We start from the raw sequence: 22,966 nt of genomic DNA, 5'->3' as shown, positions 1-22,966 counted from the left end.
CGTTCTTGCGTTTCCGACTCTATCAGATCTTTCCGATCCGATTTCCTCGGTGCTTTCCGGTCCCGATTTGTTTTTCTCGGGGCCTTCCGGCGTGTTCCGACTTTATCAGAAGTTCTGAGCCGGTTTTCCCGCCTCCCGGTTTCCGTACCGGCGCACTGTGGCGCTCGGCGGTTCCCGTTCTGGCGGAGCCGTAAACGTACTGGAGCGGGGCGCCCCGATGCAAATCGAGGCGCCCCGCTCCTGGTGTGTGCCGGTCCGTCAGACCTCCACGACCACCGGGAGGATCATCGGCCGGCGGCGGTAGGTGTCCGACACCCACTTGCCGACCGTGCGCCGGATCAGCTGCTGGAGCTGGTGCGGCTCCATCACGCCGTCCTGGGCGGACTTGTTCAGGGCCTGGCCGACCTTCGGGAGGACCGCGTCGAACGCGGAGTCCTCGATGCCGGAGCCCCGGGCGTGGATGTTCGGGCCGCTGACGATCTTGCCGGTGGACGAGTCCACCACCACGAAGACCGAGATGATGCCCTCCTCGCCGAGGATGCGGCGGTCCTTCAGGGAGGACTCGGTGACGTCGCCGACCGAGAGGCCGTCGACGTACACGTACCCCGCCTGGACCTTGCCGGTGATCCGGGCGCGGCCGTCGACCAGGTCGACGACGACGCCGTCCTCGGCGATGACGATGTGGTCCTTGGGTACACCCGTCATGGCGCCCAGCTCGGCGTTGGCGCGCAGGTGGCGCCACTCGCCGTGGACCGGCATGAGGTTCTTCGGCTTGCAGATGTTGTAGAAGTACAGCAGCTCGCCGGCCGAGGCGTGGCCCGAGACGTGGACCTTGGCGTTGCCCTTGTGGACGACGTTGGCGCCCCAGCGGGTCAGGCCGTTGATCACGCGGTAGACCGCGTTCTCGTTGCCCGGGATGAGGGACGAGGCCAGGATGACCGTGTCGCCGGGGACGATCCGGATCTGGTGGTCGCGGTTGGCCATCCGGGACAGCGCGGCCATCGGCTCGCCCTGGGAACCCGTGCAGACCAGCACGATCTCGTCGTCCGGCAGGTCGTCCAGCGACTTCACGTCCACGACCAGGCCGGCGGGGACCCGCAGATAGCCCAGGTCGCGGGCGATGCCCATGTTGCGGACCATGGAGCGGCCGACGAAGGCGACCCTGCGGCCGTACTCGTGGGCGGCGTCCAGGATCTGCTGGATGCGGTGCACGTGGCTGGCGAAGCTGGCCACGATGATGCGCTTCTGGGCGTTGGCGAAGACGTTGCGCAGGACGTTGGAGATGTCCCGCTCGTGCGCGGTGAAGCCCGGGACCTCGGCGTTCGTCGAGTCCGAGAGCAGGAGGTCGATGCCCTCTTCGCTCAGGCGCGCGAACGCGTGCAGGTCCGTGAGGCGGTTGTCCAGCGGCAGCTGGTCCATCTTGAAGTCGCCGGTGTGGACGACCATGCCCGCGGGGGTGCGGATGGCGACGGCCAGCGCGTCGGGGATGGAGTGGTTGACGGCGATGAACTCGCAGTCGAAGGGGCCGAGCCGCTCGCGGTCGCCCTCGGCCACCTCGAGGGTGTAGGGGCGGATGCGGTGCTCCTGCAGCTTCGCCTCGATGAGGGCGAGCGTCAGCTTGGAGCCGATGAGCGGGATGTCCGGCTTGAGCCGGAGCAGGTACGGCACGCCACCGATGTGGTCCTCGTGGCCGTGGGTCAGGACGATGCCCTCGATGTCGTCGAGGCGGTCCTGGATGGTGGTGAAATCGGGCAGGATCAGGTCGACACCCGGCTGCTCCTCCTCGGGGAAGAGGACGCCGCAGTCGACGATCAGCAGACGGCCGTCGAACTCGAAGACCGTCATGTTCCGGCCGATCTCACCCAGCCCACCGAGCGGGGTGACACGGAGGCCGCCCTGGGGCAGCTTCGGCGGGGTACCGAGTTCAGGATGCGGATGGCTCAAAAGTCTCTCCTCACCACACACGCCACGTACCGGCTCGGGCACGTGGCGCGCATGACATTCGTGCACTTGCTGTGTGTTTTTTCAGTCACGGGTGTTCAGTTGTGAAGTCTGTCGACAGGCTGGTCAGAGCTCTACCCCGCCGGCGGCGAGGTCCTGCTGGAGCTGGGCCGTCTCCTGGTCGCTGAGCTCGACCAGCGGGAGCCGCAGGGGCCCGGCCGGGAGGCCCTGGAGGGCGAGCGCGGCCTTGGTGGTGATGACGCCCTGGGTGCGGAACATGCCGGTGAAGACCGGGAGCAGCCGCTGGTGGATCTCGGTGGCCTTCTGGACGTCGCCGGCCAGGTAGGCCTCCAGGAGGGCGCGGAGTTCCGGGGTGACCACGTGGCCGACCACGGAGACGAAGCCGCAGGCGCCCACGGAGAGCAGCGGAAGGTTGAGCATGTCGTCGCCGGAGTACCAGGCGAGGCCGCTGCGGGCGATGGCCCAGCTGGCGCGGCCGAGGTCGCCCTTGGCGTCCTTGTTGGCGACGATCCGGGGGTGCTCGGCGAGGCGGACGATCGTCTCGGTGTCGATCGGGACGCCGCTGCGACCGGGGATGTCGTAGAGCATCACCGGGAGCTCGGTGGCGTCGGCGATGGCCGAGAAGTGCCGGTACAGGCCCTCTTGTGGAGGCTTGTTGTAGTACGGCGTGACGGCGAGCAGGCCGTGTGCGCCGTCGCGCTCGGCGGCGCGGGCGAGCTCCAGCGTGTGGTGGGTGTCGTTGGTTCCGATGCCGGCGATGACATGGGCACGGTCACCGACCGCTTCCAGTACGGCCCGTACGAGCTGCGATTTCTCCGCGTCGGTGGTGGTGGGGGACTCGCCGGTGGTGCCGTTGACGACCAGGCCGTCGTTGCCTGCGTCCACGAGGTGGGTGGCGAGTCGCTGGGCGCCGTCGAGGTCGAGTGCGCCGTCCGCCGTCAGGGGCGTGACCATGGCGGTGAGGACCCGCCCGAAGGGGGTCTGCGGAGTGGAGATCGGGGCCATGGGTAACACGCTACTCGCTGCTCAACGCCGGGTGTCCCCTAGGGGGACGTGAGAAAAGGAGCCCGGCACTGCCTGCTCGGGGGTTCAAGCAGTGCCGGGTCCGTTTGATCAGCCTAGATGAACTTCGTGAAACGTCGCAATACGGACACTTCGCGGGAGAAGTTCGTACTTATGTGCTCTACGGGGCCACACGGCCGTTCTTGTTGAAGGCCGCGTGGGTGAGCGGCATCAGCCTGGCCCAGTGCTCTTCCATCTTCTCGCCCACCATCTCGATCTCACGCTGCGGGAACGAGGGCACGGCGGCGAGCTCGTGCTGGGTGCGCAGTCCGAGGAAGTGCATCAGGGAGCGCGCGTTGCAGGTGGCGTACATCGAGGAGTACAGGCCCACCGGCAGGACCGAACGGGCGACCTCGCGGGCGACGCCCGCGGCCAGCATCTCCTGGTAGGTCGCGTACGCCTGGCGGTACGAGTCCTCCATGGAGCGGCCGACGAGCTCGTGCTGGGCCTCGGAGCCCTCGACGAAGACGTACTTGCCCGGGCGGCCCTCCTGGACCAGCTTGCGGGAGGCGTCCGGGACGTAGAAGACCGGGTCGAGCTCCCTGTAGCGGCCCGATTCCTCGTTGTACGACCAGCCCACCCGGTGCCGCATGAACTCGCGGAAGACGAAGATCGGGGCGCTGATGAAGAAGGTCATCGAGTTGTGCTCGAAGGGGCTGCCGTGGCGGTCCCGCATCAGGTAGTTGATGAGGCCCTTGGAGCGCTCCGGGTCCTTCTGGAGCTCCTCCAGCGACTGCTCGCCCGCCGTGGACACCCGCGCCGCCCAGAGCACGTCCGAGTCACCGGCCGCGCTCTTGACCAGATCGACGGTGACGTCGCTCCGGAAGTCGATCTTCTGGTTCTCGGTGGGTGTGTCGGTCACCGGCGGTCCTTCCGTTCGGGCTGTTGCAGTCGCCCACTCTAGTCACGTCCTACCCAAGGATGAGATTCGACCGCTTTGATGAAAAAGGGCACCAAAACCTCGATTCGCTCGTCTGTACCTGTGACAGACGTCATCCGCACCGAGTCCGAGGAGAGTGACCCTGATGTTCCGCCGGCGAGAGGCCGTCCCGTTCGCGTTCGTCGCGGAGTCCGACCGCTTCCGCAGTAACGTCACTCCGCCGCCTCGCGAGCGTCCCACCCCGTCCCAGGTGCTGGGCCGTACGCTGATCGGGCTGACCGTGGTGGCAGGCCTCGTCGGAGCGCTCGTCCTCGGAATGCCCTCCCTCCAGTCGGGGAGCACCGGCGCTCACCAACAGCAGTCCGAGGCTTCCGACGGGCGCTGAGGTAGCCTCACCGGGCACAGCCCACCGAACGTGCTTGTGAGTGAGGACCTGTCGTGCCCCTGCCCTTTCTGACGGCCGACCGTGCTTTCGACGCGACCGACGACATCGCGCTGCCGTTCGACGACCACGATCAGTGGCGTCGTCCGTACCGGCCCGGACCGTGGCGCGTGGGCATGGCGGCGCTCGCGCTGCTGCTCGCCTCGTTCGTGCTGCTGGCCGCGGTCGTCATCGCCGTCGCCGGAGCGCTCGGCGGCGCCGCGTTCACCTTCGGTGTCGCCGCGCTGATCATCCTCGCCGCCCTGCGCCTGCTGCGCATGGGCGTGTGGGTGAGCCGGGCCGGCCTGCGCCAGGTCAGGTTCTTCACGACCCGGACCGTGCCGTGGCCGAAGGTCTCCGAGGTGCGCACCGCGCAGCAGCCGGTGCGCTGGCTGGGACTCCCCCGCACCGTCCAGGGCCAGGCCCTCATGCTCGTACGCCATGGCGGTGAGCAGACCCAGCTGTTCACCGACCACAATTCGGACTTCCTCTCGCGCGTCGAGGCCTTCGACCGTGCCGCCGACACGGTCGAGGCCTGGAACGCCGAGTACTCCGAGCACGCCGAACACCCCGAGTTCGCGGGGTCGGCCGCCCGCTAGAGCCGGCGAGGGGCCGCCCGGAGGCGGCCCCCGCGCAGGTCCTAGGCCGCCTCGTGCAGCGTGATCGCCCGCTGCATCGCCTGGCGGGCTCGCGGGGTGTCGCGGGCGTCGTGGTACGCCACCGCGAGCCGGAACCAGCAGCGCCAGTCGTCCGGGGTGTCCTCGGTCTCGGCCTTGCGCCGTTCGAAGACCTCGTCGGCCGAGTCGCGGTCGATGCGACCGCCCTGAGTGCGCCTCAGCTCGTCGACGGGCAGTCCGCCCTCGGCCTCCAGCTCCGCGGCCAGGCGGTTGGCCCGGCGCGCGAAGCGGGTGTTCTTCCACAGGAACCAGACGCCGACCAGCGGGAGCAGGAACGCCACGGCGCCCATGCCCATCGCGGCCGGCTCGCCGGTCAGCAGCAGCAGGACGCCTTCCATCCCCACCACGCCGAAGACGAGGACGAGGACGGTGGCGAGGAAGACGTACGTGATCTTTCCGCCCATGACGTCAGCCCAGGTCCAGGAAGTGTTCCAGGCCGAAGGTGAGACCCGGGGTGCTCACCACCCGGCGGGCGCCCAGCAGGATGCCCGGCATGAAGCTGGAGTGGTGCAGGGAGTCGTGACGGATCGTCAGCGCCTCCCCCTCGCCGCCGAGCAGCACCTCCTGGTGGGCCAGCAGGCCCATGAGGCGTACGGCGTGCACGGGGACACCGTCCACGTCGGCGCCGCGTGCCCCCGGCAGGCCGCTCGTCGTCCCGTCCGGCTGGGCGCCGAGGCCGGCCTCGGCGCGGGCCGCGGCGATCAGCTGGGCGGTGCGGGTGGCGGTGCCCGAGGGGGCGTCCACCTTGTGCGGGTGGTGCAGCTCGACGACCTCGACGGACTCGAAGTACGGCGCCGCGATCTGCGCGAACTTCATGGTGAGGACCGCTCCGATGGAGAAGTTCGGGGCGATCAGGACACCGGTCCCGGGAGTGGCGGCGAGCCACCCGTTCAGCTGCGCGAGGCGCTCCTCGTTCCAGCCGGTGGTCCCGACGACCGCGTGGATGCCGTGGCGCACGCAGAAGTCGAGGTTCTCCATGACCGAGGAGGGCGTGGTCAGCTCGACCACGACCTGGGCGTCCGCCTCGACCAGGGTCTCCAGCTTGTCGCCGCGGCCGAGGGCCGCGACCAGTTCCATGTCCTCGGCGGCCTGGACGGCCCTGACCGCTTCGGAGCCGATGCGGCCCTGGGCCCCGAGGACCGCCACGCGCAGCTTGCTCATAGCTCTGGTTCCTTACATGTGACGAGAAGAGAGGGTCAGGAGACCGCTTGGTGGAGGCGGTCCGCCTGCTTGTCCTTCAGCGGGCCTATCACCGAGAGCGAGGGCCGCTGCTCCAGTACATCGCGGGCCACTTCCCGTACCTCGTCGGGGGTGACCGCCGCTATGCGGGTCAGCATGTCGTCGACCGACATCTGGGTGCCCCAGCACAGCTCGCTCTTGCCGATGCGGTTCATCAGCGCGCCGGTGTCCTCCAGGCCGAGCACGGTCGAACCGGAGAGCTGCCCGATGGCGCGGGCGATCTCGTCGTCCGTGAGCCCGTCGGTGGCGACCTTGTCGAGCTCGTCCCGGCAGATCCGCAGCACGTCGTGGACCTGGCTGGGGCGGCAGCCCGCGTACACGCCGAAGAGGCCGCAGTCGGCGAAGCCCGAGGTGTACGAGTACACGCTGTAGGCCAGGCCGCGCTTCTCCCGGACCTCCTGGAAGAGGCGGGAGGACATGCCGCCGCCGAGGGCGGTGTTCAGCACGCCGAGCGCCCAGCGGCGCTCGTCGGTGCGGGCCAGGCCCGGCATGCCGAGGACCACGTGGGCCTGCTCGGTCCTGCGGCCGAGCAGCTCGACCCGGCCCGCGGTGCGCAGGGTGCGGTGCCCGTCGCGCGGGGCGATCGGGGCGGCGTCGGTACGGGTGAGGGCGCCGGCCTTCTCGAAGGCGCGGCGGACCTGGCGTACCACCGTGGCGTGGTCGACGTTGCCGGCGGCGGCGACGACCAGGTGGGTCGGGTCGTAGTGCTTCTTGTAGAAGCGGGCGATCCGGTCCCGGGTGAGCGCGTTGACCGTGTCGACGGTGCCGAGGACCGGGCGGCCCAGCGGGGTGTCGCCGAACATGGTCTGCGCGAACAGGTCGTGCACCATGTCGCCGGGGTCGTCCTCGGTCATCGCGATCTCCTCGAGGATCACACCGCGTTCGGCGTCCACGTCGGAGTCGAGGATGAGCGAGCCCGTGAGCATGTCGCACACGACGTCGATCGCCAGCGGCAGATCGGTGTCGAGGACCCGGGCGTAGTAGCAGGTGTACTCCTTCGCCGTGAAGGCGTTCATCTCGCCGCCGACCGCGTCGATCGAGGAGGAGATGTCGAGGGCGGACCGCTGGTGGGTGCCCTTGAAGAGGAGGTGTTCCAGGTAGTGGGTGGCGCCGTTGAGCGTCGGGGTCTCGTCGCGGGAACCGACGTGGGCCCAGATGCCGAAGGTGGCGGAGCGCACCGACGGAAGGGTCTCGGTGACGATCCGGAGGCCGCCGGGCAGGGTGGTGCGCCGGACCGTGCCGATGCCGTCCTTGCCGGGAAGAAGCGTTTGGGTACGGGCGACGGCCCGCCCCTCCGAGGAGGGGCGGGCCGTCGCGCGGGAACTACGGGACGTCACTGGTCGGTGTCGTCCTTCTTCTCGGTACCCTCGGCGCCGTCCTCGTCCGCCATGACGGGGATGAGGGACAGCTTGCCGCGCTGGTCGATCTCGGCGATCTCGACCTGCACCTTGGAGCCGATCGCGAGCACGTCCTCGACGTTCTCCACGCGCTTGCCACCGGCGAGCTTGCGGATCTGCGAGATGTGCAGCAGGCCGTCCTTGCCCGGGAGCAGGGAGACGAAGGCACCGAAGGTGGTGGTCTTGACGACCGTACCCAGGTAGCGCTCGCCGACCTCCGGCATGGTCGGGTTGGCGATGCCGTTGATCGTGGCGCGGGCGGCCTCGGCCTGCGAGCCCTGCTGGGCACCGATGTAGATGGTGCCGTCGTCCTCGATCGTGATCTCGGCGCCGGTGTCCTCCTGGATCTGGTTGATCATCTTGCCCTTGGGGCCGATGACCTCACCGATCTTGTCCACCGGGATCTTGACGGTGATGATGCGCGGCGCGTTCGGGGACATCTCGTCCGGAACGTCGATCGCCTCGTTCATCACGTCGAGGATGTGCAGACGCGCGTCGCGGGCCTGCTTCAGCGCGGCGGCCAGGACGGAGGCGGGGATGCCGTCCAGCTTGGTGTCGAGCTGGAGCGCGGTCACGAACTGCTTCGTGCCGGCGACCTTGAAGTCCATGTCGCCGAACGCGTCCTCCGCACCGAGGATGTCGGTGAGGGCGACGTAGTGCGTCTGGCCGTCGATCTCCTCGGAGATCAGACCCATGGCGATACCGGCGACGGCGGCCTTGAGCGGCACACCGGCGTTCAGCAGCGACATGGTGGAGGCGCAGACCGAGCCCATCGACGTCGAACCGTTGGAGCCGAGGGCCTCGGACACCTGGCGGATCGCGTAGGGGAACTCCTCGCGCGACGGCAGCACCGGCACGATGGCGCGCTCGGCGAGCGCGCCGTGGCCGATCTCGCGGCGCTTGGGCGAGCCCACGCGGCCGGTCTCACCGACGGAGTACGGCGGGAAGTTGTAGTTGTGCATGTAGCGCTTGCGGGTCACCGGGGAGAGGGTGTCCAGCTGCTGCTCCATGCGGAGCATGTTGAGGGTGGTGACGCCCAGGATCTGGGTCTCGCCACGCTCGAACAGCGCCGAGCCGTGCACGCGCGGGATGGCCTCGACCTCGGCCGCGAGCGTACGGATGTCCGTCAGGCCACGGCCGTCGATGCGGACCTTGTCCTTGATGACGCGCTCGCGGACCAGCTTCTTGGTCAGCGCGCGGTAGGCGCCGCCGATCTCCTTCTCGCGGCCCTCGAAGGCCGGGAGGAGCTTCTCGGCCGCGATCTCCTTGATGCGGTCGAGCTCGGCCTCGCGCTCCTGCTTGCCGGCGATGGTGAGCGCCTTGGTGAGCTCACCCTTGACGGCGGCGGTGAGCGCCTCCAGGACGTCGTCCTGGTAGTCCAGGAAGACCGGGAACTCGCCGGTGGGCTTGGCGGCCTTGGCGGCGAGGTCCGACTGGGCCTTGCAGAGCACCTTGATGAAGGGCTTCGCGGCCTCGAGGCCGGCGGCGACGATCTCCTCGGTGGGAGCCTCCGCGCCGTCCGCGACGAGCTGGATGGTCTTCTCGGTGGCCTCGGCCTCGACCATCATGATCGCGACGTCGCCGTCCTCCAGGACGCGACCGGCGACCACCATGTCGAAGACCGCGTCCTCGAGCTCGGTGTGCGTCGGGAACGCGACCCACTGGCCCTTGATCAGGGCGACGCGGGTGGCGCCGATGGGGCCGGAGAAGGGCAGGCCCGCCAGGATCGTCGAGGCGGACGCGGCGTTGATCGCGACCACGTCGTACAGGTGGTCGGGGTTGAGCGCCATGATCGTCTCGACGATCTGGATCTCGTTGCGCAGGCCCTTCTTGAAGGAGGGGCGCAGCGGCCGGTCGATCAGGCGGCAGGTGAGGATCGCGTCCTCGGAGGGGCGGCCCTCCCGGCGGAAGAAGGAGCCGGGGATCTTGCCGGCCGCGTACTGGCGCTCCTCGACGTCCACCGTGAGGGGGAAGAAGTCGAGCTGGTCCTTGGGGCGCTTCGAGGCGGTGGTCGCCGAGAGGACCATGGTGTCGTCGTCCAGGTAGGCGACGGCGGAGCCGGCGGCCTGCTTGGCCAGACGGCCGGTCTCGAAGCGGATGGTGCGGGTGCCGAAGGTGCCGTTGTCGATGACGGCCTCGGCGTAGTGGGTCTCGTTCTCCACTAGCGGTTTCTCCTACGTGTTCGTCTTTGCGTCCTTCGGCCCGTGTGGCCGGGGACGGTGTCGACGGAGGCGGAGAAGCGCGCTGGGTGCGGGCCGGTCTTCGATCGAAGCTCCCGGGTCTCTTGCCCGGGGGCCACTACCGAGGACCGGCGGCGAGCAGGCGGCTTCTCGCTCTTCGTCTGTCCTGTTGTGCGTGCGGTTGTGTCACCAGCCTACGGTCCGCGGCGCACCTTTCGCACGTACAGCAAAGGGAGCGGCCCCCTGAAAGTGGGAACCGCTCCCTTCACGGCTGCTTACTTGGCGCCGCCGGCCGCACCGCGGCGGATGCCGAGGCGGTCGACCAGCGCACGGAAGCGCTGGATGTCCTTCTTGGCCAGGTACTGCAGCAGGCGGCGGCGCTGGCCGACCAGGATCAGCAGACCACGACGGGAGTGGTGGTCGTGCTTGTGGGTCTTGAGGTGCTCGGTCAGGTCCGAGATGCGGCGGGACAGCATCGCGACCTGGACCTCGGGGGAGCCGGTGTCGCCCTCCTTGGTGCCGAACTCGGTCATGATCTGCTTCTTGACAGCGGCGTCGAGAGCCACGCGGATCTCCTCTTGGTTTCGTGCGCCCACGAGTGCCCCTGGTCTGGTTCTCAGGGGAATCTTCCGTGACTCGCGAGCGAAGGTCCGATGAGCGCTGCTCCCCGAGCCTGTCCTGAGAACAGGGTGATTCCGGGAGCGCGTACACAAACGGCCGTCACACAGCGTACCAGCTCGCCGGTGAGGCCGTTCGGGTGACCCTTCCCTGGTGACCGGGCGGTCACCACCGGGCGGTCGCTACCGCCCGATCACTAGCTGGTGAGCGACCGGGCGGCCATGAACACGTCGAGCACGGCGAGGCAGAGCGGGACCAGGGAGAGCAGGACGAAGCCCTCGGCGAGGTCGAGCAGGCGGCCCCAGAAGGGCGAGAGGCCCTTCCTCGGGATGATCAGGCCGATGGCGGTGACCAGGGCGGCACCGGCGGCGACGGCCGCGGTCAGCCAGATCGTGCGGACGTCGAGGCCGCCGCGGTCCCCGTACAGGACGAGGTCCTTGACCAGGTCGACCGGCGGGTTCAGGGAGAGGCCGAGGATCAGCAGGGCGATGGCGGCGAGACCGGCCACCAGGACGCAGGCGACCTGCGAGGTGTAGCGGAAGAGCCGGGCGCGCAGCAGCATCGCGAGGCCGGCGGCGAGCGCGAGGAGCTGTCCCCAGACGTTCCCGGCGAAGCCGAGGACCGCGGCGGAGCCGACGACGACGGCCGCGCAGCCGCCGACCAGGCCGAGCAGCATCTCGTGGCCGCGGCGGGCCTGCAGGGCGATCCGCTCGCCGTCGACGGGCTGCGCCTCCTCGTGGGCCGCGCGGTGCGGGTCGGCCAGGAACTCGTCCTCGGAGGCGCTGCGCGGGGAGGCGTAGCCGATGGGCAGGCGGGCGAAGCGGGCCGAGAGGCCGGGCAGGAAGGCGACCAGGCCGATGGCCACGGGGACGCAGACGGCGGCGGTCTCGGTGGCGGAGGACTCCGTCAGGATCGCCAGGAAGGTGGCGAGGGTGCCGACGGTGGCCAGGAAGGTGGCCGCCACGAACGGGGCGTCGCCGCTCGGGGTGAGCGCGACGAGCGCGACGGCGGCGACCAGGACGCTGACGCAGCCGAGCAGGAACTGGAGCCGGCCGGGGCCCTGCCCCGCGTCGGGGGCGATGATGCCGGAGCCGGCGATGAGCAGCAGCGGCAGTGCGCCGAGGCCCAGGGCGACGGCGGTGGCGCGGTCGCCGTAGACCCGGGCGCGGACGCCGGCGAAGGCGGTGAGCAGCACGCCGGCGGCGCCCGCGATGACGCCGGGCAGGCTGTGCATGTCGTGCCGGAGCGGGTCGGCGAACCAGAGGACGAAGCCCATGAGGACGAGGAGTAGCACGCCGCCGACGAGTCCGGCGCCGCGCAGCAGGTCGTCGCTCCACAGGTGCCGGTCGCGGGTGACGGCGGAGGCGACGGCGTCGGAGACGTCGTCGAAGACGGCGGGCGGCAGCGACTGCGCGAAGGGGCGCAGCGAGAGCACCTCGCCGTCGAGGACCTGCTGGGCGGCGAGCGAGCGGGCGCCGTCGAGGACGGAGCCGTCGCGCCGGACCAGGTGGTAGCCGGTGGGGGTGCCGGCCGGCTGGGTCTGCCCGGTGAGCCGGAGGATCTCCGGGTGGACGTCGGCGACGGCGATGTCCTCGGGGAGTGCGACGTCGATACGGCTGTCGGGCGCCACGACGGTGACGCGGCAGAAGCCGGTCGCTGCGGTCGTACTCACGTTTCTGGACCCCCTGATTCGCGGTTGCGCACACTGCGGCGCCACCCTACCGGGGACCGGTGGGGGTGGCTGCAAGTAGGATCCTGCACTCACGGGGGAGACCGCATGGAACACAGCCGACGGGGGCGCGGATGCGGTGACTCCCTCACGAGCCCGCCCGTAACGAGGGATTGATGCGCCGGTGAGCCAGATCGTCGTCAAACGCCCGCCGAGGTCCCTTCCTCCGGAAGTACCCGGTGAGGAACTGGTCCTGGAGTCTCCGCCGGAACTTCCGCGGGGACAGCAGGAGTCCGCGTTGATGCAGCTCCTCCCGATGCTGGGCATGGGCTCGTCCGTGGTCTTCTTCTTCATGACGCCGTCGCCGATCATGCGCATCATGGGCGTCCTGATGCTGGCGTCGACGGTCGCGATGGCGATCGCCCAGTTCGTGAGATTCCGCCGCGGTACGCAGGGGCAAATGGCCGATGTGCGGCGGGACTACCTCAAATACCTCGCGCAGACCCGGCGTACGGTGCGCCGCACGGCCCGTCGCCAGCGGGACGCGCAGCTGTATCTGCACCCGGCGCCCGAGCAGTTGTGGTCGGTGGTCGCCGAGGGTTCGCGGGTCTGGGAGCGGCGGGTCGGCGACCACGACTTCGCGCAGGCGCGGATCGGTCTGGGCGCGCAGCAGTTGGCGACTCCGCTGGTGGCGCCGGACACGGCGCCGGTGGACGAGCTGGAGCCGCTGTGCGCGGGCGCGATGCAGCAGTTCCTCGCCGTGCACGGCACCCTGGACGGGCTGCCGATGGCGGTGTCGATGCGGGCGTTCTACCACGTGACGGTCTCCGGTGATCCGGAGTCGGCGCAGTCCGCGGCGCGCGGTCTGGTGGCGCAGCTGGTGACGCTGCACTCCCCCGACGACCTGATGCTGGCCGTGGTGGCGGCGCGCGGTGCGCAGGAGCGCTGGGACTGGACGAAGTGGCTGCCGCACACCCAGGTGCCGGGGACGGTCGACGGGGCGGGCACCAAGCGCCTGTTCGGCGACGACCTGGGCGAGCTGGAGCAGCTGATCCGCTCGCGCCTGGACGGGCGGCCGCGGTTCAGCCGGGACAACCAGCCGGTCCTGGACCAGCCGCACGTGGTGGTGGTCCTGGACGGCGGGATGGTGCCGCCGGACTCGCTGCTCGCGGCGGCCGAGGGCCTGCAGGGCGTGACCATCGTCGAGGTGGTCTCCGGTGAGCTCGACGAGCAGCGCGGCGGTCTGTCCGTGGTCGTACGGCCGGGGCGGCTGCGGCTGGAGTCGGGTGGCGGCTTCGCGTACGAGGGTGTGCCGGACGGCATGTCGCTGCCGGCCGCGGAGGCGCTGGCCCGGCAGCTGGCGCCGCTGCGGATGGGCGGCGGGGACGACGACGAGCCGCTGCTGGCCAACCTGGACTTCACGGATCTGCTGAACCTGGGCGACGCCGCCTCGGTGGACGTGGCGCGCACCTGGCGGCCGCGGTCGGTCGCCGAGCGGCTGCGGGTGCCGATCGGGGTCGGCGAGGACGGGCAGCCGGTCATGCTGGACCTGAAGGAGGCCGCGCAGGAGGGCATGGGCCCGCACGGCCTGTGCGTGGGCGCGACGGGTTCCGGCAAGTCGGAGCTGCTGCGCACGCTGGTGCTGGGGCTCGCGGTGACGCACTCCTCGGAGACGCTGAACTTCGTCCTCGCGGACTTCAAGGGCGGCGCGACCTTCGCGGGCATGTCGCAGATGCCGCACGTGGCGGCGGTCATCACCAACCTGTCGGACGACCTGACGCTGGTCGACCGCATGGGCGACGCGATCCGCGGTGAGCTGCAGCGGCGGCAGGAGCTGCTGCGGTCGGCGGGCAACTACGCGAACATCCACGACTACGAGAAGGCGCGGGCGGCGGGTGCTCCGCTGGAGCCGCTGGCCTCGCTGGTCCTGGTGATCGACGAGTTCTCCGAACTCCTCACCGCCAAGCCTGACTTCATCGACATGTTCATCCAGATCGGCCGCATCGGGCGTTCGCTCGGTGTGCATCTGCTGCTGGCCTCGCAGCGCCTGGAGGAGGGCAAGCTGCGCGGCCTGGACACGTACCTCTCGTACCGGATCGGTCTGCGGACCTTCTCGGCCGCGGAGTCGCGCACGGCGCTCGGTGTGCCGGACGCGTACCACCTGCCGTCGGTGCCGGGTTCCGGCTATCTGAAGTTCGGTACGGACGAGATGACCCGCTTCAAGGCGGCGTACGTCTCGGGGACGTACCGTACGGGCGGTCCGCGGCTGGAGGCCGGGCAGCTGCCGATCGAGCGGCGGCCGGCGCTGTTCACGGCCTCGCCGGTGCCCGTGGTGTACGCGGCGCCCGACCCGGCGTATCTGACGGCGCAGCGCGCCCAGGAGGACGACGCCCTCGCGGACACCGTCCTCGACGTCATCGTGCGCCGGCTGGAGGGGCAGGGCGTGCCGGCCCACCAGGTGTGGCTGCCGCCGCTCGACCAGGCGCCCACGCTGGACCAGTTGCTGCCGGGGCTCGCGCAGACCGCGGACCGGGGGCTCACGGCGACGGAGTACAGCCGCCCCGGCGGGCTGACCGTGCCGCTCGGTCTCATCGACAAGCCCTTCGAGCAGCGGCGCGAGGTGCTGTACCGGGACTTCTCGGGTGCGGCGGGCCACATGATGGTGGTGGGCGGTCCGCAGTCCGGCAAGTCGACGCTGATGCGCACGCTCGTGTCGTCGTTCGCGCTCACCCACACGCCGGCCGAGGTGCAGTTCTACTGCCTGGACTTCGGCGGTGGCGGCATGTCCTCGCTGGCCGATCTGCCGCATGTCGGCGGTGTGGCGTCCCGGCTCGACCCGGAGCGGGTGCGGCGTACGGTCGCCGAGGTGATGGGGGTGCTCAACCGGCGGGAGGAGTTCTTCCGCGCCAACAACATCGACTCCATCGCCACGTACCGGCGCAAGCGCGCGGCCGGTGAGCTGCCGGGCGAGGCCTGGGGCGACGTGTTCCTGGTCGTGGACGGCTGGGGCGGCTTCCGCAACGACTACGACATGCTGGAGCCGGTCGTCTCGGACCTCGCGGCGCGCGGTCTGGGCTACGGCATCCACGTGGTGATCACCGCGGCCCGTTACATGGAGGTGCGGGCGGCCCTCAAGGACCAGATGCTGGGGCGTCTGGAGCTGCGGCTCGGTGACGTCATGGACTCCGAGTTCGACCGCAAGGTCGCGGCCAACGTGCCGCCGGGCGTGCCCGGCCGCGGCCAGGTGCCGGAGAAGCTGCACTTCATGGGGGCGCTGCCGCGCATCGACGGGTCGAGTGCGGCGGAGGACCTGTCCGAGGGCACGGCCGCCTTCGTCCAGGCCGCGAAGGCCGCCTGGACGGGTGCCCCGGCCCCGGCCGTGCGGCTGCTGCCGCGCCGGCTGCCGGCGGAGCAGCTGCCGAAGGGCTTCGAGTACCCGCAGCACGGCATCGCGATCGGCATCGACGAGACCAACCTGGAGCCGGTGTTCGTCGACTTCGAGACGGACCCGTTCTTCCTGATCTTCGGCGAGAGCGAGTCCGGCAAGACGGCGCTGCTGCGTCTGATCGCCAAGCAGCTGTGCGAGCGGTACACCCCGGAGCAGGCCCGGATCGTCGTCGGCGACTACCGGCGCACGATGCTGGAGGCGGTGGCGCCCTCGCACCTGCTGGAGTACGCGCCGATGGCCTCGGCCATGCAGATGCACATGGACGCCATCAACACGGTGATGACCAAGCGCGCCCCGAAGCCGGACATCACCCCGCAGCAGCTGCGGGACCGCAGCTGGTGGACGGGTCCGCAGCTCTTCGTCCTGATCGACGACTTCGAGCTGGTCGCGACGAACTCGGGCAACCCGCTCCAGGTCCTGGTGGAGAACCTGCCGTTCGCGCGCGACGTCGGCATCCGCTTCATCGTGGCCCGCAACGCGGCCGGCGCCTCGCGCGCGATGTACGAGCCGTTCATGCAGCGCGCGAAGGAGCTCGGCGCCCAGGGCGTGATCCTCTCCGGTGACCCGGGCGAGGGCGACATCCTCGGCAACGTCCGTGCCAGGAAGATGCCTCCGGGCCGCGGCACCTTCGTCTCCCGCAAGCGCGGGATGCCGCTGGTCCAGCTGGGGTGGATGCCGGACCGGACGTGACGGGGGCCGTGCTTCCGGTTTCCGGTGTACGGGGACGGGGGCGTCGCTAGGGTGGGCGGCAGGGTCGCACCGCCCTGATCAGCACTGGTCAGCACTGGTCAGCACTGATCAGCGCTGACCAGCACAGATTCAGCACAGATAAGGAACGCGCCGATGGCTGACGCCCAGGACAGGGAACGCGTGAAGGAAGAGCTCTACGCCCTCGACATCTCCGGTGTCGAGTGGCAGGGGGCGCCGGGGACCAGTCCGGACGAGGAGCGGGTGGAGATCGCGTATCTGCCGGGTGGCGGGGTGGCGATGCGGTCCTCGCTCGACAAGGAGACCGTGCTGCGGTACACGAAGGCCGAGTGGGACGCGTTCGTGCTCGGCGCGCGGGACGGCGAGTTCGACCTGAAGTAGCGGGAGCCGTACACGCGTGAGGGGGTGGCCCGTGAGAACGGGCCACCCCCTCAGGCGTCAGTGACGCGGGATCACATCATCATGCGGAAGCGGGCCGCGTTGCCCTTGTCGGTGTCCCGGTAGCCGACGACCGACTCGTCGAGGAGCTGGGCGATGCGCGCCAGGTCCTGGTTCATGGCCGCCATGTCCTTGGTCAGGCGGTCCTGGCTCTCGCGGTACGCGATCTTCGCCTCACCTTCCCAGTTGGAGGCGACGCGGTTGACCTCGGTCATGAGGTCTTCCAGCTTCTGGCTGAGCTGGCTGGAGGTCAGACGGACGTCGCCCGCCGCCTGGGTCACGGTGTCGTAATTGACCGCAGTAGTCATCTTCGTGGCTCCTGGAGTGTTGGGACGCGGGAGGAGGGCGAGGCTCAGGCCATGCCGAGGATGGCGCTCTGGCCGGCCGAGGTGTCGTCCATCTTGCGGAAGGACCGGATGCGGTCCTCCTCCTCCTGCGTGAAGCCGTCGGCGCTCATGCGCATGACCTCTTCCAGCTTCACGAGCTCCACGCGCATGTTGCGCAGACGCAGGTTCAGGTCGTTCTGGACCCGGTCGTACTCCTTGCTCGCAGCGCCCTGCCAGCCCGCCTGGATGCGGTCCACCACGCCGTTGAGGGAGGTGATGCGAGCCTGGAGCTCGTCGTGGAAGTCCTGGATCCGGCCGGCCAGCTTGACTTGTTCGGCACTGGTTACGTTCAGGTCTTTCGACATCTTGCCCCTTCTTCCTACGGTGGCGAGCGGCGGTCAGGCCGCCGGGCCTCCCGATCGCGATACGGACGGGTATCTCTTGATGCCGCCCCCGTGCTGGGATCGCACTACCGTGCCCCCGACCGTCACTCTAGCCATTGGGGACGGTAGTTCCAACTGCAAAGTACCCACCGGATACTTGGCTCACCGGACCGGTCTCCGGCGACGGCTGTCGCGGATCACGGCGGCGGTGCCGGTGACCACGGCCACCAGCACCGCGCCGATCCCCAACGCATAGGTGGCGAGCCGTTCGGAGCGCTCCTGGGGAGTCTCCGACAGCGCCATGTGGGCCGGTTCGGGCGCCGGTGGCTTCGGCGGTCCCGGGTCCGGCGTCGGGCTGCTCGGCGGGGTGGTGTCGTCGGCTCCGTCGGCGAGTGCCCGCACCGGATCGACGACGCCCCAACCCACGTGCCTGTCACGCCCGTTGATCGAGCGGACGGCGGTCTGCTCGATCCTGGTCACGATCTGCGCCGCGGTCCAGTCCTTGTGCTTGGCCCGCAGCAGGGCGGCGACGCCGGACACGTACGGGGCGGAGAAACTGGTCCCGTTGTCGACGCACTGGCCGCCGCCCGGGACGGTCGAGACGATGTCGACGCCGGGTGCGGCGACTCCGACGAAGGGGCCGGACTGGGAGAACGCGGCGCGTTCGTTGTCGCGGTCCGAGGAGGCGACGGCGAGGACCCCGGGGAAGGCCGCGGGGTAGGTGTTCTTGTCTTTGCCGTCGACGCCGTCGTTGCCCGCGGAGGCGACGACGACCACATTCGCGGCGAGCGCCCGCGCCACGGCCTTGGCCATGGCGGAGTCCGGTCCGAGCGGCTGGGTGGTGTCCTGGGAGATGTTGATGACGTGCGCGCCCTTGAGGACCGCGTAGTCGATCGCCTGGGCCATCGTGTCGGACTTGCCGCTGTTCTTCTCGTCGTTCTGCCGGATCGGGATGATCGTCGCCTCGGGGGCCAGGCCGACGAAGCCGGTGCCCTTGCCCGGGCGGGCGGCGATGATCCCGGCGACCTTGGTGCCGTGGCCGACCTCGTCCACGGTGCCGTCGGTCTTGCCGCGCTGGTCGTCGCCGGGGCCCGGGTTCTCCTTGTCGGGCTTCAGGTAGTCCTTGCCCGCCTTGGCGTCCACCGCGCCCTTCAGCTGCGGGTTGACGTCGTCGACGCCGGTGTCGATGACGGCGACCCGGACGCCCTTGCCCTTGTTGCCCTGCCACAGCTCGTCGAGCAGCACCCGCTGGAGCGACCAGGGGATGCCCTCGATCTGCTTCTTCATGGGGAACGTGCACTCGCCGCTGCCGTCCAGACCGGCCGGCCGCTGGATGCCCTCGGCGTACGCGGCGGGCGGGACCGCGAGCAGCCCGGCGAGGGCCGTCGCGGCGAGCAGCGCCCCCGTACGGTACGTCGTCATCCGCTCCACCTCCCTCACGAACCCTGCGGCTGGCGCGCGCTGTTGGTGTCGAGGCGCGGGCCCTTGGACAGGAACTCCGACCACTCCATCGGGACGGGCACCGGAGTGACCTTCTCGTAGCCCAGACGCTTCTGCGCGTCGGAGGGTTCCGGGCGTCCGTCGGTCTGCCGCTGCTCCCCCGCGCCGATCTCGGAACGGCCCTTGTCGCTGTCGCCGTTGGCCTGCACCGCGTAGCGCAGCCCGGTGTCGGTGACGAGGAAGAGCGAGCCCCCGGGCGCGGACTGCCGGCCCTGGATCTGGGTGTAGAGCAGCCCGGTGCCGGGGGTGACGTACGTGCTGGTGCCGCCGGCGGTGATGTCGGCGGGGTACTTGGTGCCCGCCCACGTCGTCAGGGTCGTCCGGCCCTTGTCGCCGACGCTCTGCAGCACCGAGCAGATCGTGTCGCGGGCGCCCGGGCCGCCGACGGAGTTGACCTGCTTGGGCTGCCGCTCGGGCCAGCGACGGTCGGCGGCGAACGGGGTGGCGTCGGGGCTGAGCTGGCCCAGGCTGACGCCGCTCGGCGCCTTCATGCCGAGTTCCGCGGTCTGCGGGGAGTTGATGAGCAGCCAGGCGGTGAAGGCGCTGACCGGCTGCACCCTGCCCTGGAGCACGAGGTAGTGCTGGGGGCCGGAGCCGGTGTTGGCGAGCAGCACCATGCCGACCTGGTCCTGCGCCTGGGTGAGACCGCCGTTGACACCGGCGTCGGAGCCGATCGTGCCGGGGATCTTCGGGAAGTCGACCGGGGTGCCGGTCTTCAGGGTGGCCAGCCAGTCGTCGGTCACCTGCTGGGGCTGCCGGTTGACGCCGAAGAGGGCGGTGGTGAGGTTCGGCGCCTCCTCGTTGACCCGGTACTTGGTGCCGGTGTGGTCGACGAGGTACTGGGCGCTCTCCTTCTGCCCCTTCACGTACAGGACCTCACCGGGGCCCAGCTTGCTGCTGTTGTCCGTGCGCCCGAGATCCCGCTGGGCGAAGAGGAAGGTGGCCTTCTGCACGCCGCCGCCGTTGCCGCCGCCGGGCTGCTCGCACACGGCCCAGCGCTTGGCGGTGCCCGCGTCGCCGGCGGCGGGCAGGCGGTCCGGGGCGTACGGGATGCCGAGGATCGGGCCGCGCGGCGGCTTGCCCTTGTCGAGCTCCTTGTCGTCGACCTGGATGACCTGGAAGTCGTCCGGGTTGAGGAGCAGTCGGGCGGAGGCCAGGTTGAGCACCGGGTGGAGCAGGGTCTTGCGGTCCTTGCCCTTGCCGGTGGTGAGCACCACGTAACGGGTGGTCGACTGCTTGCCGACGATCACCTTGGTGCCGGGCTTGTCCCAGCCCTTGGGCGCCGTGGGCTTGAACATGCCCCAGGCACCGAATCCGGCGAGCACCAGGGCGCCGATGATCAGGCCGGGGACGACCGCGCGCAGCGGCCTGGGCGCCCCCTCCTCCGTACCCGAGGGAGAGGGTTGGAGGAATGCCGCGACCGTGCGCTTCTTCGCAAAGGTGTACGCGTTGAGCTCGTCCCGCCGTGATGCCATGAGTCCCCATTTTCGTCAGACGCAGTCTCCGCTCGGGAGTCCGGGGATCATGGCGCCCGGGCCCCGGCCGTCGGACCGGCCCCCTACTATGCCTGCTGTCCGCCCGTGCTCGTGGGGCGGGTAGGGTGATCCAGCCGCCAATGGCCTGGCCGGCCAGGGCGATCGGGATGAATTGAGGGGGATTCTCCATCATGGCTTCCGCGACGCGGGCGCGGCCTTCTGCCGCCGCGTCCTCTTCCACGCCCTCCGTCTCCCCTTCTCCGGGGCCCGGTTCGTCCGTTCCGTCCTCGGTCGCACCGCGCCTCCAGGCGCGCCCGGGACACTTCGGTGCGTTCCGATTGCAACAGCTCGTACTGATCGAGGTCGCGGCGGCGCTGCTGCTCGTGGCCGCCGTCGTCGACAAGCTGATGCTGGTCCCCGCCGGCGTGGTCGCGGCGCTGCTCGTGCTGCTCGCGGTGGTGCGCAGGCACCGGCGTTCGCTGCCGGAGTGGCTCGCCACCTTCCTCGCGCTGCGCGCCCGGACCCGCCGGGCCGGTTCCCTGACCGTGCCCGAGGGCACCGAGCCGGGGCTCGCCCCGGTCGTCGAGTGCGACCCGGCGCTGCGGACCTACGCGTACAGCGACCGCGACCGGCGTCCGGTCGGGATGATCGGCGACGGCACCTTCCTCACGGCGGTGGTGCGGGTCGAGTCCGAGGCCACCGCGCTGCGCCCGGACCGCTCGGCGCGGCCGCTGCCGGTCGGACTCGTCCGCGACGTGCTGTCGGTGGACGGCATCCGGCTGGAGTCCGCGCAGATCGTGCAGCACACCCAGCCGGCGCCCGCGCCGCACCTGCCCGCGCAGGCGATGGCCACCCGCAACTACGCGCCGCTGCAGGCACAGACGGGTTCGCCCGCGCTCCGCATCACCTGGATCGCGCTCAAGCTGGACCCGGAGCTGTGCCCGGAGGCCGTGGAGGCGCGCGGCGGCGGCGTCGAGGGCGCGCAGAAGTGCCTCGTGCGGGCGGCGGACCAGCTGGCGAGCCGGCTGGCCGGTGCCGGGTTCCGGGCCACCGTCCTCACCGAGCAGGAACTCACCGCCGCGCTCGCCACCTCGACCTGCGCCAGCCCGATGGCGATAGCGCAGGCGGGCCGCGGACAGGCGCGGGCACGCAGGACCCAGGAGACGGCGCGGACCTGGCGCGTGGACGACCGGCGGCACACGACGTACTGGGTGGGGCGCTGGCCCCAGTTGGGCGGCGCGGGCGGTGCGGGAGCCTCGATGCCCCAGCTGGTGGCGCTGCTGACCTCGCTGCCCGCGCTGGCGACGACGTTCAGCCTGACATTGAGCGGCGGTGACCGTCAGGAAGTGACGGTCACCGGACACGTACGGATCACCGGGCGCAGCGACGAGGAGCTGGTGACCGCCCGGCACGAACTGGAGCGCGCGGCGCGCGGCGTGAAGACGGGACTGGTGCGGCTCGACCGCGAACAGGTCCCGGGCATGCTGGCGACGCTGCCGCTGGGGGGTGCGCGCTGATGTCGACTCCGGCGAACGGACCGGCGGGGGGCCGGGCGACGGGGCAGCCTGGGCAGATGGTCGGACAGTCGATGGGGCAGGCCGTGGGACAGCCCATGGGGCAGGTCGGAGGTCAGGCCATGGGGATGGGGCAGGGCGTGGGACAGCCGACGGGCCAGGGTCCCCTGGCGGGCGGCGCGGGCGGCGGTGTGCCGGGGGTGCCCGGCGCCTCGGGGCCCGGGGTGTCCGGCGGGCGCCCGGCCGGGGCGCCTTCGCGGCGGGCCGGCGGCAGCGGTGAGCGCGGTGCCGGACGGCGTACGGGCCGGGGCACGAAGCCCCGCTTCGGCTTCGGTCTGATCGGGCCGCGCCGGGACCGTCACTCCGTCCCCCTCGACCAACTCGGCGCGCTGGCCCTGCCGGTGGGCGACGACGGCCTGGTCGTCGGCGTGGACGCCGAGGGCCGGCCCGCCGTGCTCGGCATCAACCGGCCGAGCCCGTACGACGTCACGCTCATCGGCGGTCTGTGGACCGCGCAGGTGCTGGCGCTGCGCGCGGCGGCCACCGGCGCGCGCATCGCCGTCGAGACCGGCCGCGCGCAGGCGTGGACGGCGCTCGCCCAGGCGGCGGGCGGCGGGCAGCCCTGCATCACCCTGCACGACGTGGGCCGGGTCCCGCCCCAGGGCGCCTCGGCCGGCAGCCCCGTGGTCGTCATCCGCGACTGCGGCATGCGGCCGCCGCGCGGCCGGGTCGTGTCCGGGCCCTGGCAGTCCGTCGTGACCCTGCTCCCCTATCTGAGCCCGGTGGCCCCACGGCTCCTGGAGAAGTCCTCGCTGGTCGGGGTCCAGCGGGTCTCCCCCGACGAGGCCACGCAGATCGGCCGCATCATGGGTCTTCAGCGCTCCGAGTCGGAGGCCCTGTCGACGCTCGCCGACGGCGTGACCCTGTGGTGCACGCCGAACGACCGCCAGTTCGTGATGACGCAGGCGACGGACGCCGAGACCGGATTGTTGGGCAGCGCGCGACGGATGGACTGAGCGGCCGACGACGGCCGGCGGGCTGGCGAAACAGCCCAAGCTGTCCGTTTTTA

At 70.7% G+C, this 22,966-nt stretch carries 19 protein-coding genes; 6 read left to right on the top strand and 13 right to left on the bottom strand.

Annotated features, from left to right (window positions below; genetic code table 11):
* Positions 1-258 precede the first annotated feature (258 nt).
* The 3 genes from ACZ3ZE_RS30765 to thyX form a co-directional block, all read right to left on the bottom strand.
* Positions 259-1,944, bottom strand: coding sequence for a ribonuclease J (locus ACZ3ZE_RS30765; protein WP_361177450.1), 1,686 nt, complete (start codon positions 1,942-1,944; stop codon positions 259-261).
* Between the two features lie 123 nt (positions 1,945-2,067).
* Positions 2,068-2,967 (bottom strand): 4-hydroxy-tetrahydrodipicolinate synthase, encoded by a 900-nt coding sequence (gene dapA, locus ACZ3ZE_RS30760; protein ID WP_361177452.1) that lies wholly within the window; start codon positions 2,965-2,967, stop codon positions 2,068-2,070.
* A gap of 178 nt (positions 2,968-3,145) precedes the next feature.
* Positions 3,146-3,886, bottom strand: coding sequence for an FAD-dependent thymidylate synthase (gene thyX / locus ACZ3ZE_RS30755; protein ID WP_361177454.1), 741 nt, complete (start codon positions 3,884-3,886; stop codon positions 3,146-3,148).
* Positions 3,887-4,049: 163 nt separating this feature from the next.
* Here thyX and ACZ3ZE_RS30750 point away from each other — a divergent pair, with 163 nt between their 5' ends.
* Both ACZ3ZE_RS30750 and ACZ3ZE_RS30745 read left to right on the top strand, forming a co-directional pair.
* Complete coding sequence (locus tag ACZ3ZE_RS30750; RefSeq protein ID WP_361177456.1) at positions 4,050-4,289, top strand: hypothetical protein; 240 nt, start codon at positions 4,050-4,052, stop codon at positions 4,287-4,289.
* Positions 4,290-4,342: 53 nt separating this feature from the next.
* Positions 4,343-4,924 carry a hypothetical protein gene (locus ACZ3ZE_RS30745; protein ID WP_361177458.1) on the top strand — a complete coding sequence of 194 codons (582 nt, stop codon included), beginning with the start codon at positions 4,343-4,345 and terminating at the stop codon, positions 4,922-4,924.
* A gap of 41 nt (positions 4,925-4,965) precedes the next feature.
* Here the strand turns inward: ACZ3ZE_RS30745 and ACZ3ZE_RS30740 are convergent, their stop codons facing one another.
* The 6 genes from ACZ3ZE_RS30740 to eccD form a co-directional block, all read right to left on the bottom strand.
* Entirely contained in the window at positions 4,966-5,406 is a 441-nt protein-coding gene (locus tag ACZ3ZE_RS30740) for a hypothetical protein (protein WP_361626212.1), read from the bottom strand.
* A gap of 4 nt (positions 5,407-5,410) precedes the next feature.
* Positions 5,411-6,163, bottom strand: a complete 753-nt coding sequence (gene dapB, locus ACZ3ZE_RS30735) for a 4-hydroxy-tetrahydrodipicolinate reductase (RefSeq protein ID WP_467261509.1) — start codon at positions 6,161-6,163, stop codon at positions 5,411-5,413.
* Between the two features lie 35 nt (positions 6,164-6,198).
* Complete coding sequence (locus tag ACZ3ZE_RS30730; RefSeq protein ID WP_361177464.1) at positions 6,199-7,578, bottom strand: M16 family metallopeptidase; 1,380 nt, start codon at positions 7,576-7,578, stop codon at positions 6,199-6,201.
* Complete coding sequence (locus ACZ3ZE_RS30725; RefSeq protein ID WP_361177466.1) at positions 7,575-9,800, bottom strand: polyribonucleotide nucleotidyltransferase; 2,226 nt, start codon at positions 9,798-9,800, stop codon at positions 7,575-7,577. The genes ACZ3ZE_RS30730 and ACZ3ZE_RS30725 overlap by 4 nt, the downstream gene beginning before the upstream one ends.
* Before the next feature lie 293 nt (positions 9,801-10,093).
* Positions 10,094-10,384, bottom strand: a complete 291-nt coding sequence (gene rpsO, locus ACZ3ZE_RS30720) for a 30S ribosomal protein S15 (RefSeq protein ID WP_329424763.1) — start codon at positions 10,382-10,384, stop codon at positions 10,094-10,096.
* A gap of 248 nt (positions 10,385-10,632) precedes the next feature.
* Positions 10,633-12,108: a type VII secretion integral membrane protein EccD gene (eccD, locus tag ACZ3ZE_RS30715; protein ID WP_361626209.1), complete on the bottom strand. Its 1,476-nt coding sequence runs from the start codon at positions 12,106-12,108 to the stop codon at positions 10,633-10,635.
* A 181-nt stretch (positions 12,109-12,289) separates the two neighbouring features.
* Here eccD and eccCa point away from each other — a divergent pair, with 181 nt between their 5' ends.
* Both eccCa and ACZ3ZE_RS30705 read left to right on the top strand, forming a co-directional pair.
* The gene (gene eccCa, locus ACZ3ZE_RS30710; protein WP_363293160.1) at positions 12,290-16,243 is read left to right on the top strand and encodes a type VII secretion protein EccCa; all 3,954 of its coding nucleotides are present in this window, start codon (positions 12,290-12,292) and stop codon (positions 16,241-16,243) included.
* A 153-nt stretch (positions 16,244-16,396) separates the two neighbouring features.
* Positions 16,397-16,642 carry a DUF397 domain-containing protein gene (locus tag ACZ3ZE_RS30705; RefSeq protein ID WP_361177472.1) on the top strand — a complete coding sequence of 82 codons (246 nt, stop codon included), beginning with the start codon at positions 16,397-16,399 and terminating at the stop codon, positions 16,640-16,642.
* A gap of 71 nt (positions 16,643-16,713) precedes the next feature.
* Here ACZ3ZE_RS30705 and ACZ3ZE_RS30700 read toward each other — a convergent pair whose 3' ends face one another.
* The 4 genes from ACZ3ZE_RS30700 to eccB all read right to left on the bottom strand — a co-directional run bounded on the left by ACZ3ZE_RS30700 (position 16,714) and on the right by eccB (position 20,383).
* Complete coding sequence (locus tag ACZ3ZE_RS30700; protein WP_361177474.1) at positions 16,714-17,007, bottom strand: WXG100 family type VII secretion target; 294 nt, start codon at positions 17,005-17,007, stop codon at positions 16,714-16,716.
* Between the two features lie 44 nt (positions 17,008-17,051).
* A complete protein-coding gene (locus tag ACZ3ZE_RS30695; protein ID WP_361177476.1) occupies positions 17,052-17,390 on the bottom strand; it encodes a WXG100 family type VII secretion target in 339 nt (112 codons plus the stop codon).
* A 180-nt stretch (positions 17,391-17,570) separates the two neighbouring features.
* Positions 17,571-18,830 (bottom strand): type VII secretion-associated serine protease mycosin, encoded by a 1,260-nt coding sequence (mycP, locus tag ACZ3ZE_RS30690; RefSeq protein WP_467261507.1) that lies wholly within the window; start codon positions 18,828-18,830, stop codon positions 17,571-17,573.
* Between the two features lie 14 nt (positions 18,831-18,844).
* Positions 18,845-20,383: a type VII secretion protein EccB gene (gene eccB / locus ACZ3ZE_RS30685; RefSeq protein ID WP_467261505.1), complete on the bottom strand. Its 1,539-nt coding sequence runs from the start codon at positions 20,381-20,383 to the stop codon at positions 18,845-18,847.
* A 191-nt stretch (positions 20,384-20,574) separates the two neighbouring features.
* Here eccB and eccE point away from each other — a divergent pair, with 191 nt between their 5' ends.
* Both eccE and ACZ3ZE_RS30675 read left to right on the top strand, forming a co-directional pair.
* Positions 20,575-21,900 (top strand): type VII secretion protein EccE, encoded by a 1,326-nt coding sequence (gene eccE, locus ACZ3ZE_RS30680; protein WP_467261503.1) that lies wholly within the window; start codon positions 20,575-20,577, stop codon positions 21,898-21,900.
* Positions 21,901-22,088: 188 nt separating this feature from the next.
* Positions 22,089-22,913, top strand: a complete 825-nt coding sequence (locus tag ACZ3ZE_RS30675; protein ID WP_467261521.1) for a hypothetical protein — start codon at positions 22,089-22,091, stop codon at positions 22,911-22,913.
* Positions 22,914-22,966: the final 53 nt, after the last annotated feature.

It is taken from the genome of Streptomyces sp. NPDC023157, from assembly GCF_055560575.1.
Note: the sequence above shows the minus strand (reverse complement) of the source record. Positions and strands in the feature narration are given on the sequence as shown.